This window comes from Streptomyces sp. NBC_01214, from assembly GCF_026340975.1.
In the GTDB taxonomy this organism is placed as follows: domain Bacteria; phylum Actinomycetota; class Actinomycetes; order Streptomycetales; family Streptomycetaceae; genus Streptomyces.
Genome location: NZ_JAPEOS010000001.1, coordinates 4,163,006 through 4,177,637 on the forward strand (window position 1 = coordinate 4,163,006; position 14,632 = coordinate 4,177,637).

A 14,632-nucleotide genomic window follows, 5' to 3' on the forward strand; every position below is an offset into this window, starting at 1 on the left:
CTGACCGCCGCGGCGGTCAGGAGCCGGGTCGGGCGCCCGTGCCGCGATTCCACACGGAGCGGGTGGCTCCGAAGCCGCTCTCGTGCACCCAGACGTGGGTGCACCCGGGGCACTGGAGGTGGAGCATGCTGCCGGTGTTGGTGAGCAGGTAGCGCCAGTGGGTGGAGCAGGTACGCCGCTGCTCACAGGGTTCGCAGCCGCGCGCGTCCGCACACTTCGGGCAGGCCACCCAGGCACGTCGCCCGGGGTCGGCCTGCGGGTCAAGCGGCAGCACGGCCGTCTCCGCGCGCGGGCAGCACACCGGCCGCCACCAGGTCGTCGTAGAGGCGCTGCTGCTGCGCGTCGAGCCCGGAATAGAGCAGGTCGTAGGCGGCCTCCTCACCGAGGAGCACCTCCATCGGATCCCAGTCCGGGCCGAGGGCCGCCATCACCTGGGCGCGCCGGAGCACCTCCTGAGAGGTGAGGTCGACGGCGAAATCGACCAGCTCGGACGCGTCGGGGGCACCGGAGGCGTCGGACGGCGGGGTGCGGTCGTGGGGGGCCATGACATCGAAGTTAGGTAGCCCTTCCTTCTCCGGTCAAGGGAGGGTGGGCGGAGTCACATTCCGCTGGTCAGGGGGTGCGCGGGCCCGGGTGTGGCGCGCCGGGCGGGGCGGCGGGCGCGGGAGCGGGGCGTGACAAATGTAATGGCCTGTCAAGGTGCTTCTCCTTCTGGAGGTTGATGCCCCATTCGTCCTGACGGAGGAGGTCACGGCGCGGGTCCGGAGCGAAGAATTGAAGGGACCAAGATCGCCGGGCCCCACCGGGCCACCGACGAGGAGCCGCCGTGCCCCACACCCGCCCTGCCGACCGACCCGCACCGCGACTGCGCCGCGCCGCCTCGGCCACCGCCGTCGCCTTGGCCCTGCTGGCGGGCCTCGCGCCGGCCGCGAGCGCCGCCGTCCTGGAATCGTCGAGCGGCTACGGCCAGGACGCCGGCCGGCGCCTCGACCGGCCGCAGCTGCAGGCGGGGCTGAACGCGATCCAGGAGGCGGGCGTGTACGGCGTCTACTCCGGGGTCCGCGACGGCCGCGAGCGCTTCGACGGCGCCGCCGGCCTCGCCGACGTCGCCACCGGGCGCAAGGTCCGCCCCGACCTCCGGCACCGCGTCGGCAGCGTCACCAAGACGTTCACCTCCGTGGCCGTCCTCCAGCAGTCCGCGAAGGGCAGGGTGGACCTGGACCGGCCGGTCGGCGACTACGTGCCCGAGCTGCTGCCCGGCGAGCGCGGCCGCAAGGTGACCGTACGCATGCTCCTCAACCACACCAGCGGGATCCACGACTACATCGGCGACGCCTTCCCCTCCCTCCTGAAGCTGACCACGGAGAGCCTGGACGAGCACCGCTACCGCACGATCAAGCCCGCCGAGCTGATCGGCTACGGGGTGGCCAGGCCGCAGCTGTTCGAGCCCGGCACCGACTGGTCCTACTCCAACACCAACTACCTGCTGCTCGGCGAGGTGCTCCGCAAGGTGACGGGCCAGGACCCGGAGCAGGTGATCACACGGGACGTGATCCGGCGCGCGGGGCTGCGCGACACCTACTTCCCCGGTACCGACCCGCGCATCCGCGGGGCCCACGCCCGCATGTACGAGAGCTTCTACGGGCTCATAGACCCGCCGCGGGACTACAGCGACTACAACATGACCTGGGCCGGTACCGCCGGGGCCCTCGTCTCCACCCCGCAGGACCTCAACACCTTCTACCGCGCCCTGCTGGGCGGCGACCTCCTGTCGCGCCGCCAGCTGGACCAGATGCGCACCACCGTCGACGTCAAGGACGAGACGGGCGCCGTGGTCATGCACTACGGCCTCGGCATCTACTCCATCGACACGCCGTGCGGCCCGGCCTGGGGCCATGACGGGGGAGTCTTCGGCGCCGGCACCTGGGCCCTGTCCAGCCCGGACGGCCGCCGCCAGTTCGCCATCGGGTACAACCTTATGAAGTACCAGCGCCCCAACGCGGACGGCACCGCCTTCGACCCGCATCCGGCCGATGCCGCGATGCGGGACTACCGCGACCGGTCCCTGTGCGGCACCACCGCGCCGCACGCCCCGGACCCGGCCGCGAAGAACCGCTCCGCCGAGATCCCGTCGGCCGAGGTCCCGGCCGCTCCGCGCGTACTGCCCCCGAGCCTGCCGGCGCTCCCCGGACCGCTGTCGGGTCCCGTCCGCTGATCGGACACGGGTGGGCCGCCGGCCGGGTCCTTACGGATCCGTGACGTGCGGCCCGGTGCGCGTCGCGCAGGACCGTCCGCGGCTTAGCGTCGGGGCATGCGCGTACTTGTGACTGGAGGCGCGGGCTTCATCGGCTCGCACATCGTCGCCGAGCTGATCGGCCGCGGCCATGAGCCGGTGGTCTTCGACCTGGCGGAGGGTGGGCGGGACGGGCGGGACGTACGGGACCCGGATGCCGTGGCGCAGGCGCTGGCAGGCGTGGACGCGGTCTGTCACCAGGCGGCCAAGGTGGGGCTCGGGAAGGACTTCGGGGACGCGCCCGGCTACGTCTCGGCCAACGACCTGGGCACCGCGGTGCTGCTGGCCGAGATGGCACGGGCGCGGGTGCCGCGGCTGCTGCTCGCCGGGTCGATGGTCGTCTACGGCGAGGGACGCTACGAGTGCCCCGCCCACGGCACGGTCCGGCCCGGCCCGCGCGCCGAGAGCGATCTGCGGGCCGGGCGGTTCGAGCCGCGCTGCCCGGTCTGCGGCGCCGACCTGGCGCCGGGGCTGGTCACGGAGGACGCTCCGACGGACCCCCGGAACGTCTACGCCACGACCAAGCTCGCCCAGGAACACCTCGCGTCCTCCTGGGCCCGGGCCACCGGCGGACGCGTCATCTCGCTGCGCTACCACAACGTCTACGGGCCGGGGATGCCCCGCGACACCCCGTACGCGGGGGTGGCCGCGCTGTTCAGGTCCTCGCTCGCGCGGGGCGGGGCGCCGCGCGTCTTCGAGGACGGCGGACAGCGCCGGGACTTCGTCCACGTGCGGGACGTGGCCGCGGCCAACGCGGTGGCGCTGGAGCACTTTGCCCGGGCGGACGCGGGCGCCGGAGCCGCGGGCTTCACGGCGTACAACGTCGGCAGCGGCGACCCGCGGACCGTCGGTGACATGGCCGGGGCGCTGGCCGCCGCCTGTGGTGGCCCGGCCCCGGTCGTCACCGGCGAGTACCGGCTCGGCGACGTCCGGCACATCACCGCCGACTCGGCGCGCCTGCGCCGCGAACTGGGCTGGCGACCGGCCGTCCCCTTCGCCGCGGGCATGACCGAACTGGCCACCGGTCAGGCCGTTTCCCGTGCGACGGGACCGTGACACAGGCGTAGCAGACCTTGGTCATCCGAGCGGACTTCAAGCTGCTCCTGCACGGCACCGACCAGCAGCGCGCGTCCTTCTTCGCCCCTGCCTGGGGGGCCGCGTTCGAGCCCTGCCAGGAGGTTTCCGAGCCCGAGCTGCCCCTGACCGCCGGCAAGTCCGTCACGACCGGCACCGCGGCCGAGGTCGGCTGGAAGGTGGGCTGACGGTCCGGGGCCCGCCGCACGTACGCAGGTCCCGGACCGCCGGCCGAGGTCAGCGGAACGAGTCGATGTTCTCGCTCACCCATGCGTCGTACGTGCGCGGGGGGCGGCCGATGACGTCCTGTACGGACGGCCGTTGGTCGAGCGTCCACCGCAGGAGCTCGGTGTACTGGGCGCCGTACACCTCGAGTGCGTGCAGCGTCACGTCGATCGCGCCCTCGGGCCAGCCGAGGGCGCGCCAAGCCGCGCGGCCCTCGTCGGGCGCCAGATCGACCATGGCGATGTCACGGCCGAGTGCCGCGGCGATGCTCCGTATCCGTGCACGGGTGCTCAGTGGCGGGCCCACCGCCTCCATGACCGTCCCGACGTGGTCGTCACCGGTCAGGGCGGCGGCCGCCACCGCGGCGAGGTCCTCCTCGTGGATGAACGGGTAGTGCCCCTCACCGAGGAAGGCCTCCCGTACCACCCCGTCGGCCCGGACGGTGTCGGGCCAGTCCGACCCCGTGGCCGGGTAGGTGCCCTCGATGACGGCTCCCATCACGGCCGACGGCCGGATGTGCGTCCAGGCCATGCCCGAATGCTCCACCGCCCTCTCGATCGCCAGCCAGTACCAGGTCTCCGGCGGGTTCGCCTCCTCGTACTCCGGCCCGTGCGACGACAGCAGCACGACCTTCGCGGCGCCGGCGTCCCGAGCGAGAGCGAGCGCTTCTTTGACCGTCGACGGACGGGCACCGGCGAGGAACACGGACCCGACGCCGTCGAAGGCCCGGGCGCACTCCAGCGGTCGGGTGATGGACCCTTCCACGACTTCGACCGCCCCGGGCCAGCCGTCGCACTGGTCGGGCTCGGCCAGTACCCGCACGTGCCGGCCCGTGGCGAGCAACTGCCGCGCCAGGTGCCGGCCGACGATCCCGGTCGGGCTGTTGCCCTCGTCCTTGCGGGGGCTGACGACGGTCAACAGGCAACTGGCTTCGCCGGGCGGCGCCTTCTCGTCGTGCTCGAACCCGTCCATGGCAAGACCCTTCCACGCGTTGGCGGAGATCTTGCACCTGGCCGGACACCGGACGGCCGTAGCCGTATCCCGTGCCGAAGGGACCACGGCTGCGGATCGAGGTCGATCAGCCTAACAGGCGGCAATGGCCCGGCAATAGGGACCGGGGCCCGGGGTCCGGGGTCCGGAAGCCGAAGCCGATCGGCCGATGCGGTAGACCCTGCAGGTCTGCGGCCGACACGCCGACCTCGGGGCTAGCACATCGGTACGGTTGGATACAGAATGTAATCGTCTCACTACGCTCAGTATCGAAGCAGGAGGAATGGCATGGCGGACCAGAACGGTGAAATCGCTATGGATCGAGTCCTTTCCGTGGAGGAAGGGGTGGCGATCAAGCAGCGCATCACCGCGAAGAAGGCGCTCAAGACCTGGCGCTGGATGGGCAACTACGGCGACCCCACCCAGGCCGCAGCCGTCGCGAACCAAGACCCACCGTGTCTGGCCGGGGAAGTCATGTTCACCATCAACGGCAGCCTGACCCCGGCCTGGATGTTCTTCTGACCTCGACCTGACGAGCGGCGGACCCTAGCCGGTCGCGGCCGGCAGGGTCAGTTCGAAGCGGCAGCCGCCGGACACGTTGTGGACGTCCGCGCGGCCGGCGTGGGCCTCGACGATCCCCCTGACGATCGCGAGGCCCAGGCCCGCGCCCGAGGGAGGGGTACGGGCCGGGGTGCCGCGCCAGCCCGTGTCGAAGACGCGCGGCAGGTCCTCCTCGGGGATGCCTCCGCAAGCGTCGGTGACCGAGAGCACCACGGAGTCCGCGCGGCGTTCGGCGGCGATCGCGACCGTCCCGTCGGCCGGGGTGTGACGGATGGCGTTGACCAGGAGGTTGGACAACACCCGGGTCATCTCCTTGCCGTCCACCTCCACCGGGAGCGAGGCGACCCCCTCGCCGACCAGCCGTACGCCGTGCTCGCGGGCGAGCGCGTCGGTGCCGGCCACGGCGTCGCCCACCAGGTCATGGAGGGACATCCGGGTCAGGGTGAGGGACAGCGCGCCCGCGTGGATGCGGGAGAGCTCGAACAGGTCGCCGACCATGGAATTGAGGCGGTCGACCTCGGTACGGATCTGCCGGTGGTACCGGGCCGGATCGGCCGCCATGCCGTCCTCCAGCGCCTCCGACATGGCGCGCAGCCCGGCCAGCGGGGTGCGCAGATCGTGCGAGATCCAGGCCACGAGCTCGCGCCGCGAGGCCTCCAGGGCCCGCTCGCGCTCGCGGGAGGCGGCCAGCCGTTCGCTGGTGAGGGCCAGCTCGCGGCTCAGCGCCGTGAACTCGGCGGGCGCGGGCACGGCCGGTGCCACGAACGTACCCTCCTCCCCGAAGACCCGGGCCGCGCCGACGAGTTCCCGGCAGCGCCGCACGACCTGACGGCCCAGCAGCAGCGCGGTGGCCATGGAGACGACCGCGGCCGTCGCGACGACCGTGGTCACGACGGCCAGGTCGTGGGAGGACAGGAACATCGCCCAGGCCACGGTCAGCGTTCCGGCGAGCATCGCGGTCACGGCGACCGCCGCGACGATCGTGAGGGAGACGGCGACGCTGCGCCGGCGCAGCATCCGCAGCGCCACGGCCCCGATCAGCCCGGCGGCGCCCGCGCCGAGGAGCGCGTACAGGGCGATCAGCAGGAAGTCACGCATGGCCGTCCTCCGTCCGGAAGGCGTGAGCGGCCCCGGTGTCGGGAGCCGGCTCGAAGCGGTATCCGGCGCCCCAGACGGTCCGGATCAGCTGCGGGTTCCCCGGGTCGTCCTCGATCTTGCCGCGGAGCCGCCGGACGTGCACGGTGACCGTCGACAGGTCGCCGAAGTCCCAGCCCCAGACCTCGCGCATCAGCCGCTCCCGGTCGCAGACCTGGCCGGGGTGGCGCAGGAAGTAGGCGAGGAGATCGAACTCCCGCAGGGTGAGCGCGAGCTCCCGGCCCTCCTTGTGGACCCGGCGGGCCGCCGGGTCCAGCACCAGGCCGGCCACCGCGAGACGCGGACCGCCCTCCGGACCGCCCTGCGCGGTACCGGCCGGGGCACCGGCCTGCGCCCGGCGCAGTACGGAGCGCACCCGCAGCACGAGCTCCCGCGGGCTGAAGGGCTTGGTCACGTAGTCGTCCGCGCCCACCTCCAGGCCCAGGATCCGGTCGTCCTCGTCGCCGCGCGCGGTGAGCATGATGACGGGGACGGGCCGGCCGCCGTTCTCCCCGGCGCGCAGCCGGCGGCAGACCTCCAGACCGTCCATCCCGGGGAGCATCAGGTCGAGGACCATCAGGTCGGGGCGGTGCTCCTCGGCGGCACGCAGACCGGCCGGGCCGTCCGCCGCCAGGCGCACCGCGAATCCGGCCCGCTCCAGGTACCCGGCCACGACCTCCGAGACGGTCGGATCGTCGTCCACGACCAGAACGCTGCCCAGGGCACCGGCCCGGGCGGTCCCTTCGGGGCCGGGTCCCTCGTTCGTACTGTCCACATCGCTCACTGCCATGCCCCAAGGCTGTCACCCGCACGGGCCCGGGTGTGGAGCAGACCCCCTCCTGCGGGACGGCGTCCGCGTTTCGTAAGGTCTGCGGGCCCCCTTTCCCCGGACCTGATTCCTACGGTGTGGAGGGTGACTTCATCAGCTTGTGCTCCGCTCCGCGCGGACCTCGTACTGCCGTGCCTCGACGAGGCGCAGGCGCTGCCCTGGGTGCTGGCACGCGTGCCGGCCGGGTGGCGCGCCATCGTCGTCGACAACGGTTCGACCGACGGCTCGGCGGAGATCGCCCGGAACCTGGGCGCCACCGTCGTGCACGAGGACCGGCGCGGATTCGGCGCCGCCTGCCACGCCGGGCTCCTCGCGGCCCGCGCCGACCTGGTCTGCTTCTGCGACTGCGACGCCTCCATGGACCCCGGGCTGCTCGCCGCCATGGCGGCGGGCGTCGCAGCGGGCGAGGTCGACCTGCTGCTCGGCCGCCGCCGCCCCCAGGGGCGCGGCGCCTGGCCGGTGCACGCCCGTGCCGGGAACCTTGCGCTCGCGCGGATGCTGCGCCGCCGCACCGGACTGCGCCTGCACGACCTCGGACCGATGCGGGTCGCGCGCCGCGAGGCGCTGCTCGACCTGGAACTGACCGACCGGCGCAGCGGCTACCCGCTCCAAATGGTCGTACGGGCCGCCGACGCCGGCTGGCGCGTCGCCGAGACCGACGTCCCCTACCTGCCCCGCTCCGGGAAGTCCAAGGTCACCGGCACCTGGCGGGGCACCTGGCAGGCGGTACGGGACATGCGCAAGGTGCTCGCCGAGCCCCCGGGCATCCGGTCCGCGCCCACCGAGGGGGTTTCCGGATGAGCACCCTCCTCGTCATCGCCAAGGCCCCCGTCGCCGGCCGGGTCAAGACCCGCCTCACCCCGCACTTCACCCCCGAGCAGGCCGCCCGCCTGGCGCGCGCCGCGCTCCAGGACACCCTGGCCGCCGTACTCGACACCCCGGCCCGGCGGCGCGTCCTCGTACTCGACGGAGCGCCCGGTCCCTGGCTGCCCCAGGGCATCGAGGTCGTGCCGCAGTGCGCCGGCGGGCTCGACGCCAGGCTGGCCGCGGCCTTCGCCCGGGCCGCCGGACCGGCCCTGCTCATCGGCATGGACACCCCGCAGGTCACCCCGGACCTCCTCGCCCGCGGCCTCGACTTCGGCGAGGCGGACGCCTGGTTCGGCCCCGCCGACGACGGCGGGTTCTGGGCGCTCGGCCTGGCCGAGCCCGACCCGGCCCTGCTCCTCGGAGTGCCGATGTCCCTGCCGACCACGGGCGGGCTGCAGCGCGCCCGACTGACCGCCTCCGGGCGGGCGGTACGGGACCTGCCCCAGCTGTGCGACGTGGACACCCCGGCCGACGCGGCGCGGGTCGCCGCCGCCGTGCCCGGTACCCGCTTCGCCGCCCTGCACTCGGGCCTGTGCCCGGTGACCCGATGACGGCCCAGCTCGCCGAACCCGCCCTCGCCTGGCGGGCCGACCCCTACGCCGACGCGCTGCGCGCCGGCCAGGGCCCCCTCTACTTGCGGCGCTCGGACGGCTGGCTCCTGCCGCTGGACGTGGAGCGGTGGTGCGCCGAACCGGACGAGGCCGACGAGGGCGTCCTCGCCCGCTGCACGGGGCCCGTCCTGGACATCGGCTGCGGCCCCGGGCGCCTCGTCGCCACCTTGGCCGCACGCGGGTACCGGGCGCTCGGCGTGGACATCACCCCAGAGGCCGTGGCCCGTACGACGCGGGCCGGCGGCAGCGCCCTGTGCCGGTCGGTCTTCGATCCGCTGCCCGGCGAGGGACGCTGGGGCACGGTCCTGCTCATCGACGGCAACATCGGCATCGGCGGCGACCCGGCCGCACTGCTCCACCGCGCCGCCCAACTCGCCGCGCCGGACGGCACCTTGCTGGTCGAGGTGGCCACCGCTGATGTCGACGAACGGGTAGAGGTCCACGTCGACGACGGCCGCGGCGGCCACGGGGCGCCCTTCTGGTGGGCCCGGCTCGGCGCCCGCGCCCTGTGCGGCGAAGCCACGGACGCCGGCTGGACCCGGTCCGCGAGCTGGCAGGCCGCGGGCCGCAGTTTCGTGGACCTGCGGCGCTGACAGGTCAGGAGAAAGGGGGAGTCGGTGCCGCACGGGCATCAACTCCCCCTTCGTCGTGCCCCTCGTCAGTGCCGCAGGGCCGCGCGCCGCCGCCGCGCCCGCGCCCGCGCCCACGCGCGCGCTCCCGCGTGCGCGGCCGCGAGCACGCCGATCGCGGCCATCGCCAGCAGCCAGTTCCGTGGGTAGTCCAGCGGCAGCACCGACGCGTTGGCCACGCCCCCGGGGCGCAGGAGCGGCGGCAGGGCGATCACGGTCAGGGACCCCGCGACGACCAGTGCGGCGCGCGGAACCCCGCGCAGGCGCACACCCGCCGCCGCGCCGAGCGCCCCGACCGCGATGACCAGCGGGGCGACCAGGCCGTCGTGCACGAGGACCCCGCCCGCGAGCCACAGGGCGATCCGCCACGGCTCGGGCTCGACCACCAGCAGGAAGCCGCCGAAGGCCATGACGACCAGGCCGAAGCCGCCGACCGCGTACCGGAAGGCCATCACGCCACCTCCAGTCGGCCGACCCATTTGGTCTGGAGCACGCCCGGCCGGTTCGGGGCGATGATCCGCGCCGGGTAGCCGTGGTCCAGGGACAGCACCTCACCATTCAGGCGCAGCGCCAGCAGGGTGAGCGGGTCCTGTGCGTACAGGCGGCCCATCTCCATCACCCGGTACGCGCCCGCCACTTCCAGCGACACCACCCGGCACCGTGCGTCCGGTCCCCCTCCGGCCCGCTCCAGCAGGTCCCGTACCCGCACCCCCGTCCACCGGGCGGACGTGCTCCAGCCCTCCACGCAGGCGATCGGCAGGGTCACCTCGTGCTGCGGCAGCGCGCGCAGCTCCGCCAGGGTGAGGACGGCCGGGCGCGGCCCGGCCAGGGTCAGCCGCCAGCCGTCCAGCGAGGCCTCGGTGACGCCCGCCGCGGCGGCCGTACGGTTCACCGGCAGCCCCTGCGGACCATGGGCCGGGCTGCGCGGAGCGAACAGCTCCAGCGGACCGAGCGCGGTGACGGACTGCCCGACCGTGGTCAGCGTGACCGCACCGACCCCCGCCGCGACGGCCGCCAGCAGCTGCCGCCGGTCCGGCCCGTCGGCCTCGGGAAGGGCCAGGGTGCCCGGGGAACGGCGGGTGAAGTGGTCGCGGATCCCCGGCCATTGAACGGCGACGTGCAGCAGCAGCGCTCCCAGCAGGAGCCAGGCGACGGCGTAGTGCACGGGCACGAACGAGAACGGCCAGGGGTACCACTGGAAGGTGTTCAGCAGCCCGGTGAACAGCTGGAAGATCGCGGCGGCGACGAGCACGGCCACGGAGAGGCGTTCCAGCGCGTGCCGTACGGACCGCACCGGCGGCCACGCGAAGAGCCGCGGGTAGACCGTCCACAGCTTGGCCAGTAGCAGCGGGACCGCGGCGATGCCCGCTGCCACGTGCAGGCCCTGGCTGAGCCGGTAACCCCAGTACGGGCGGCTCGGCAGCCGGTCGGCGAGCCAGGTCGGCGGGTGCTGGAGGAAGTGGCTGAGCACACCGGTGGCGAAACAGACGACGACGGCGAGCCCGAGCAGGCGGCCGATCACCATTGCGGTACGGGCGTCGTGCAGCCGCGCCGTGAAGGTGATCGGCGGGTTCGGGGGCGGAGGGAAGCGCATGGGCCCATGACACCCTCGCCGGAGCCCCGGTGGGCGGGCGGAACACCTTACGGAATGCGGACGTGCGGGACGGCGGACGCCCCGTGCGGGCCCGTTGCTGGAACGCTGCGGGGGTGAAACCGCGCACCGTCCCGACCGTCCCGACCGCAGTCGCGGCCCTCGTCGCCCTGACCGCCGCCCTCGTCCTCACCATCCGCCACGACGGCTACTTCACCGACGCCGCAGGGCTGTTCCTCCGGTACGCGGCCTGCTGGGCGCTGTTCGCCCTCGCCCTGCTCGCGCTGCGCCGGGTCCCGGCCGACCGCGCCCGGCCCCTGCTCCTCGCCGGGGCCCTCGCCGTCGCCGCGACCGGGCTGGTGGCCCCGCCCCGTACCAGCACCGACTCCTACCGCTACGCCTGGGACGGGCGGGTCCAATCGGCCGGCATCTCCCCGTACGACCACGCCCCGCAGGACCCGGGACCGGCCCGGCTGCGCGACGCCTGGCTCTTTCCCACGGGCGCCGCCTGCGCGGGCCCGGACCGCGCCCCGCTTCCCGGCGGCGGCCCCGTCCCGCACTGCACCCGCATCAACCGGCCCGCCGTGCACACCATCTACCCGCCCGTCGCCGAGGCGTACTTCCTGGCGGTCGACCGGCTCGCCCCGGCCGGAGCCCGGCACAAGCCGCTCCAGATCGGCGCCGGCCTCCTCTCCCTCGGCGTGACGGGCGCGCTGCTGCTGATCCTGCGCCGCCGGGGCCCCGACCCGCGCCGGGCCGCGTACTGGGCCTGGTGCCCCGCCGTACCGATCGAAGCCGTGAACAACGCGCACGTGGACGTCCTGGGCGTGCTGTTCGCCGTGATCGGCCTCGGTCTCGTCGCCGAGCGCGGCCTTTGCCTCCGGGCAGCGGGAGGCCTGGTCCTCGGCGCCGCAGTCGCCACCAAACTCATGCCCGCCGTCGTCCTACCGGGCGCGCTCTGCGGGGTGCGCCGGGTCCGCGACGCGGCCGCCGTCCTGGTCCCCGCAGCTGCCTTCACCCTGCTCTCCTACCTGCCCTACGTCCTGCTCTCGCACGACTCCGTCCTCGGCTACCTCGGCGGCTACGTCGACGAGGAGGGCTACGACGACCCCTCCGCCGGCTCCCGCTACGCCCTGCTCCGCCTCGTCCTGCCCGACGGCTGGACGCTCCCGGTGCTCCTCGCCGCCATGACGGGCGTGTCCCTGTACGTGATGCGGCGCGGCGACCCCGCGCGGCCGTGGAGCGGCGCCCTCCTGGTCACCGGGTGCGCCTTCGCGCTCCTCACCCCCGGCTACTCCTGGTACGCCCTGCTCCTGATCGCCCTCGTGGCCCTGGACGGACGCGGGGAATGGCTCGGCCTCGCCCTCGCGGGCGCGGCCGTCTACCTCCTCGCACCGGTCTTCGGCCACCGGCCGGCGCTGGGCGCGACCGCGTACGGCGCCGCGGTCCTCCTGATCCTGGTGGCCCCGGTGCTCCGGCGCCGCGGGTCCGCCCGGCCGGGGGCCGGGGGCGGACCGCGGCTGTCGTACGACCGGGTCAGGAACTCGTGAGGACGACGAGTCGCTGCGTCGCCCGGGTCATGGCGACGTAGCGGTCGACCGCTCCTTCGATCCCCGTGCCGAAGGTCTGCGGGTCGACGAGGACGACGAGGTCGAACTCCAGCCCCTTCGACAACCCCGGGGTCAGCGACCGGACCCGGGAGGTCTCCCGGAAGGCCCCGGCCCCGCTGCCCTCGGCGCTGATGACACAGGCGACCCCGTCGGCGTGCGCGTCCAGCCAGCCGTCGAGGACCGCGTCCAGATCCGCGACGGAGCCGTGCACGACGGGAATGCCGCTGCTGCGGACCGAGGTCGGCACGTTCGCGTCCGGGAGCGCTTCGCGGACGGCCGGCTCCGCCACCGCCATGACCTCCTCGGGCGTCCGGTAGTTGATGCTCAGGGAGGCCACGTCGATCCGGTCGAACCCGATCCGCTCCAGCCGCTCCCGCCACGACTCCGTGAACCCCTGCCGGGCCTGGGCGCGGTCCCCGACGATGGTGAAGCTGCGGGACGGGCAGCGCAGCAGCAGCATCTGCCACTCCGCGTCGGTCAGTTCCTGGGCCTCGTCGACGACGACGTGCGCGAACGGTCCGGCGAGCAGGTCCGGGTCGGCCCCGGGCAGCGCGCCCTCGTCGATCAGGCTGTCCTGCAGGTCCTTGCCGCGCAGCATCGTCACCGCGCCCTCACCGTCGTCGTCGGCCGCGAGCAGGTCGTCGATGACCCCGGACATCCGCTCACGTTCGGCCGCCACCGCGGCGCTCCGCCGCCGCAGCCGTCGTGCCGACTCCGGGTCGCCGAGCCGTTGCCGGGCCGCGTCCAGGAGCGGCAGGTCGGACACCGTCCAGGCCCGGGCGTCCGCGCGCTGCAACGCCGCCACGTCCTCGCGGCTGAGCCACGGAGCGCACATCCGCAGGTAGGACGGCACCGACCACAGGTCCCCGACGAGGTCGGCCGCATCGATCGTCGGCCACGCGCGGTCGAGCGCCGCGACCAGCTCCTCGTCGTACCGCAGCGATCTGCCGAACAGGTCGGGCGAGAGGTCCTCGTCGTCGAACTTGTCGAGCAGGATCGTCACCAGCTCCTCCCAGATCTGCTCGCGCGCTTCGTTGTGCGCAGTGCCCGCGACGGCCTCGAACGCCTCGGCCCAGTCGTCCGGGCTCAGCCAGACGTCGGACCAGGGGGTCGTGACCGTCATCCCCTCGGCGGGCGGCTCCTCGTAGATCCGGACGGCCTTCTCGATCGCCTTCACCATGTCCGCTGACGACTTCAGGAACGCCACCCGCGGATCGGCCTCGGCCCCGGCTCCGGCCCCCTCGGCGACGAGGTCCCGCACCGTGCACGTCTGCACGCCCTCCTCGCCGAGGCTGGGCAGCACATCGGCGACGTAGGCCAGGTAGGGCTGGTGCGGACCGACGAACAGCACGCCGCCCCGACGGTGACCGAGGCGGGGGTCGGAGTAGAGGAGGTGGGCGGAGCGGTGCAGCGCCACGACGGTCTTGCCCGTGCCCGGACCGCCGTCGACGACGAGGGCGCCGCGCGAACCGGCGCGGATGATCGCGTCCTGGTCGGACTGGATGGTGGCGAGCACGTCACGCATCCGCGGCGACCGGCTGCTGCCCAGTCCGGCGATGAAGGCGGACTGGTCGTCGAGCGCGGCGTGCCCCTCGAAGGCGTCGGCGGTGAACACCTCGTCCCAGTAGTCACCGATCCGGCCGCGGGTCCAGCGGTACCTGCGGCGGCTCGCCAGACCCATCGGGTTGGCGTGGGTCGCGGCGAAGAACGGCTCGGCCGCGGGCGAGCGCCAGTCGATCAGCAGTCGGCCCCCCGCGCCGTCGGTGAGGCCGAGCCGCCCGACGTACACGGGCTCGGGGTCGTCCTCGCTGACCATTCGTCCGAGGCACAGGTCCAACCCGAAGCGTCGCAGGGCCCGCAGACGACCCGTCAGCCGGTGGATCTCCACGTCCCGGTCCATCGCCTCCCGGCCCAGGCCGCCGGGGGCCCGGCGCAGGGCTTCCAAGCGGTCGGACAGCTCGGCGATCGTCCGTTCGAGGCTCTGCGCGACGGCCGCGAAGTGCTTCTCGTCACCGCCGATCAGCGCCGGGTCGGCCTTGGGGGAGAGGCGGGCGGGAAGGTCGAACGCACTGGTGGTCAGGGAGGTCATGTCAGTAGCTCCGATCTGCGGCGGTACACCCGCGGACTCATCGAACGACCCGTCAACCGACAACAGCACACGCACTATGGGGATCTCCCGTTTTCGCAGGTCCTGGCTTTGAGGAGCGATTCTGCGGTA

At 73.9% G+C, this 14,632-nt stretch carries 16 protein-coding genes; 8 read left to right on the plus strand and 8 right to left on the minus strand.

Annotated features, from left to right (window positions below; translation table 11 throughout):
• Window positions 1-16: 16 nt before the first annotated feature.
• Both OG594_RS19555 and OG594_RS19560 read right to left on the minus strand, forming a co-directional pair.
• Window positions 17-274 carry a hypothetical protein gene (locus tag OG594_RS19555; protein ID WP_266600634.1) on the minus strand — a complete coding sequence of 86 codons (258 nt, stop codon included), beginning with the start codon at window positions 272-274 and terminating at the stop codon, window positions 17-19.
• Entirely contained in the window at window positions 261-545 is a 285-nt protein-coding gene (locus tag OG594_RS19560; protein ID WP_266600636.1) for a DUF6400 family protein, read from the minus strand. The genes OG594_RS19555 and OG594_RS19560 overlap by 14 nt, the downstream gene beginning before the upstream one ends.
• Before the next feature lie 281 nt (window positions 546-826).
• Here OG594_RS19560 and OG594_RS19565 point away from each other — a divergent pair, with 281 nt between their 5' ends.
• The 3 genes from OG594_RS19565 (at window position 827) to OG594_RS19575 (ending at window position 3,555) form a co-directional block, all read left to right on the plus strand.
• Complete coding sequence (locus OG594_RS19565) at window positions 827-2,215, plus strand: serine hydrolase (RefSeq protein WP_266600638.1); 1,389 nt, start codon at window positions 827-829, stop codon at window positions 2,213-2,215.
• Between the two features lie 96 nt (window positions 2,216-2,311).
• Window positions 2,312-3,349, plus strand: a complete 1,038-nt coding sequence (locus OG594_RS19570; RefSeq protein WP_266600640.1) for an NAD(P)-dependent oxidoreductase — start codon at window positions 2,312-2,314, stop codon at window positions 3,347-3,349.
• Between the two features lie 17 nt (window positions 3,350-3,366).
• A complete protein-coding gene (locus OG594_RS19575) occupies window positions 3,367-3,555 on the plus strand; it encodes a hypothetical protein (RefSeq protein WP_266600642.1) in 189 nt (62 codons plus the stop codon).
• Window positions 3,556-3,604: 49 nt separating this feature from the next.
• Here OG594_RS19575 and OG594_RS19580 read toward each other — a convergent pair whose 3' ends face one another.
• A complete protein-coding gene (locus OG594_RS19580) occupies window positions 3,605-4,564 on the minus strand; it encodes an NAD(P)H-binding protein (RefSeq protein WP_266600644.1) in 960 nt (319 codons plus the stop codon).
• 306 nt (window positions 4,565-4,870) lie between these two features.
• On the opposite strand from OG594_RS19580, the gene OG594_RS19585 reads away from it, so the two are divergent.
• Window positions 4,871-5,104, plus strand: a complete 234-nt coding sequence (locus tag OG594_RS19585; protein ID WP_266600646.1) for a hypothetical protein — start codon at window positions 4,871-4,873, stop codon at window positions 5,102-5,104.
• Window positions 5,105-5,128: 24 nt separating this feature from the next.
• On the opposite strand, the gene OG594_RS19590 is transcribed toward OG594_RS19585, so the two are convergent.
• A complete protein-coding gene (locus OG594_RS19590; RefSeq protein ID WP_266600648.1) occupies window positions 5,129-6,241 on the minus strand; it encodes a sensor histidine kinase KdpD in 1,113 nt (370 codons plus the stop codon).
• On the minus strand, window positions 6,234-7,067 hold the full coding sequence (locus OG594_RS19595) for a response regulator transcription factor (RefSeq protein WP_266600650.1): 834 nt from the start codon (window positions 7,065-7,067) through the stop codon (window positions 6,234-6,236). The genes OG594_RS19590 and OG594_RS19595 overlap by 8 nt, the downstream gene beginning before the upstream one ends.
• 123 nt (window positions 7,068-7,190) lie before the next feature.
• Between OG594_RS19595 and OG594_RS19600 the strand changes: the two genes are divergently transcribed.
• Genes OG594_RS19600 through OG594_RS19610 form a run of 3 tightly spaced genes read left to right on the plus strand, consistent with a single transcriptional unit; the run spans window position 7,191 to window position 9,177 of the window.
• Entirely contained in the window at window positions 7,191-7,907 is a 717-nt protein-coding gene (locus tag OG594_RS19600) for a glycosyltransferase family 2 protein (RefSeq protein WP_266600652.1), read from the plus strand.
• On the plus strand, window positions 7,904-8,524 hold the full coding sequence (locus tag OG594_RS19605) for a DUF2064 domain-containing protein (protein ID WP_266600654.1): 621 nt from the start codon (window positions 7,904-7,906) through the stop codon (window positions 8,522-8,524). The genes OG594_RS19600 and OG594_RS19605 overlap by 4 nt, the downstream gene beginning before the upstream one ends.
• A complete protein-coding gene (locus OG594_RS19610) occupies window positions 8,521-9,177 on the plus strand; it encodes a bifunctional 2-polyprenyl-6-hydroxyphenol methylase/3-demethylubiquinol 3-O-methyltransferase UbiG (protein ID WP_266603048.1) in 657 nt (218 codons plus the stop codon). Before OG594_RS19605 ends, OG594_RS19610 begins: the two co-directional genes overlap by 4 nt.
• 65 nt (window positions 9,178-9,242) lie before the next feature.
• On the opposite strand, the gene OG594_RS19615 is transcribed toward OG594_RS19610, so the two are convergent.
• Window positions 9,243-9,665, minus strand: a complete 423-nt coding sequence (locus OG594_RS19615; protein WP_266600656.1) for a hypothetical protein — start codon at window positions 9,663-9,665, stop codon at window positions 9,243-9,245.
• The gene (locus OG594_RS19620) at window positions 9,665-10,807 is read right to left on the minus strand and encodes a molybdopterin-dependent oxidoreductase (RefSeq protein WP_266600658.1); all 1,143 of its coding nucleotides are present in this window, start codon (window positions 10,805-10,807) and stop codon (window positions 9,665-9,667) included. Before OG594_RS19620 ends, OG594_RS19615 begins: the two co-directional genes overlap by 1 nt.
• 113 nt (window positions 10,808-10,920) lie before the next feature.
• On the opposite strand from OG594_RS19620, the gene OG594_RS19625 reads away from it, so the two are divergent.
• Window positions 10,921-12,354, plus strand: a complete 1,434-nt coding sequence (locus tag OG594_RS19625) for a glycosyltransferase 87 family protein (RefSeq protein WP_266600660.1) — start codon at window positions 10,921-10,923, stop codon at window positions 12,352-12,354.
• Here OG594_RS19625 and helR read toward each other — a convergent pair.
• Complete coding sequence (gene helR / locus OG594_RS19630; RefSeq protein WP_266600662.1) at window positions 12,341-14,503, minus strand: RNA polymerase recycling motor ATPase HelR; 2,163 nt, start codon at window positions 14,501-14,503, stop codon at window positions 12,341-12,343. The genes OG594_RS19625 and helR overlap by 14 nt on opposite strands.
• Window positions 14,504-14,632 lie beyond the last annotated feature (129 nt).

What these genes read in the sequence shown, in the direction of transcription:
- OG594_RS19595 (WP_266600650.1), bottom strand. Translation starts at nt 7,067, where the DNA reads ATGGCAGTGAGCGATGTGGACAGTACGAACGAGGGACCCGGCCCCGAA.
- OG594_RS19605 (WP_266600654.1), top strand. Translation starts at nt 7,904, where the DNA reads ATGAGCACCCTCCTCGTCATCGCCAAGGCCCCCGTCGCCGGCCGGGTC.
- OG594_RS19580 (WP_266600644.1), bottom strand. Translation starts at nt 4,564, where the DNA reads ATGGACGGGTTCGAGCACGACGAGAAGGCGCCGCCCGGCGAAGCCAGT.
- OG594_RS19585 (WP_266600646.1), top strand. Translation starts at nt 4,871, where the DNA reads ATGGCGGACCAGAACGGTGAAATCGCTATGGATCGAGTCCTTTCCGTG.
- OG594_RS19570 (WP_266600640.1), top strand. Translation starts at nt 2,312, where the DNA reads ATGCGCGTACTTGTGACTGGAGGCGCGGGCTTCATCGGCTCGCACATC.
- helR (WP_266600662.1), bottom strand. Translation starts at nt 14,503, where the DNA reads ATGACCTCCCTGACCACCAGTGCGTTCGACCTTCCCGCCCGCCTCTCC.
- OG594_RS19615 (WP_266600656.1), bottom strand. Translation starts at nt 9,665, where the DNA reads ATGGCCTTCCGGTACGCGGTCGGCGGCTTCGGCCTGGTCGTCATGGCC.
- OG594_RS19590 (WP_266600648.1), bottom strand. Translation starts at nt 6,241, where the DNA reads ATGCGTGACTTCCTGCTGATCGCCCTGTACGCGCTCCTCGGCGCGGGC.
- OG594_RS19560 (WP_266600636.1), bottom strand. Translation starts at nt 545, where the DNA reads ATGGCCCCCCACGACCGCACCCCGCCGTCCGACGCCTCCGGTGCCCCC.
- OG594_RS19620 (WP_266600658.1), bottom strand. Translation starts at nt 10,807, where the DNA reads ATGCGCTTCCCTCCGCCCCCGAACCCGCCGATCACCTTCACGGCGCGG.
- OG594_RS19610 (WP_266603048.1), top strand. Translation starts at nt 8,521, where the DNA reads ATGACGGCCCAGCTCGCCGAACCCGCCCTCGCCTGGCGGGCCGACCCC.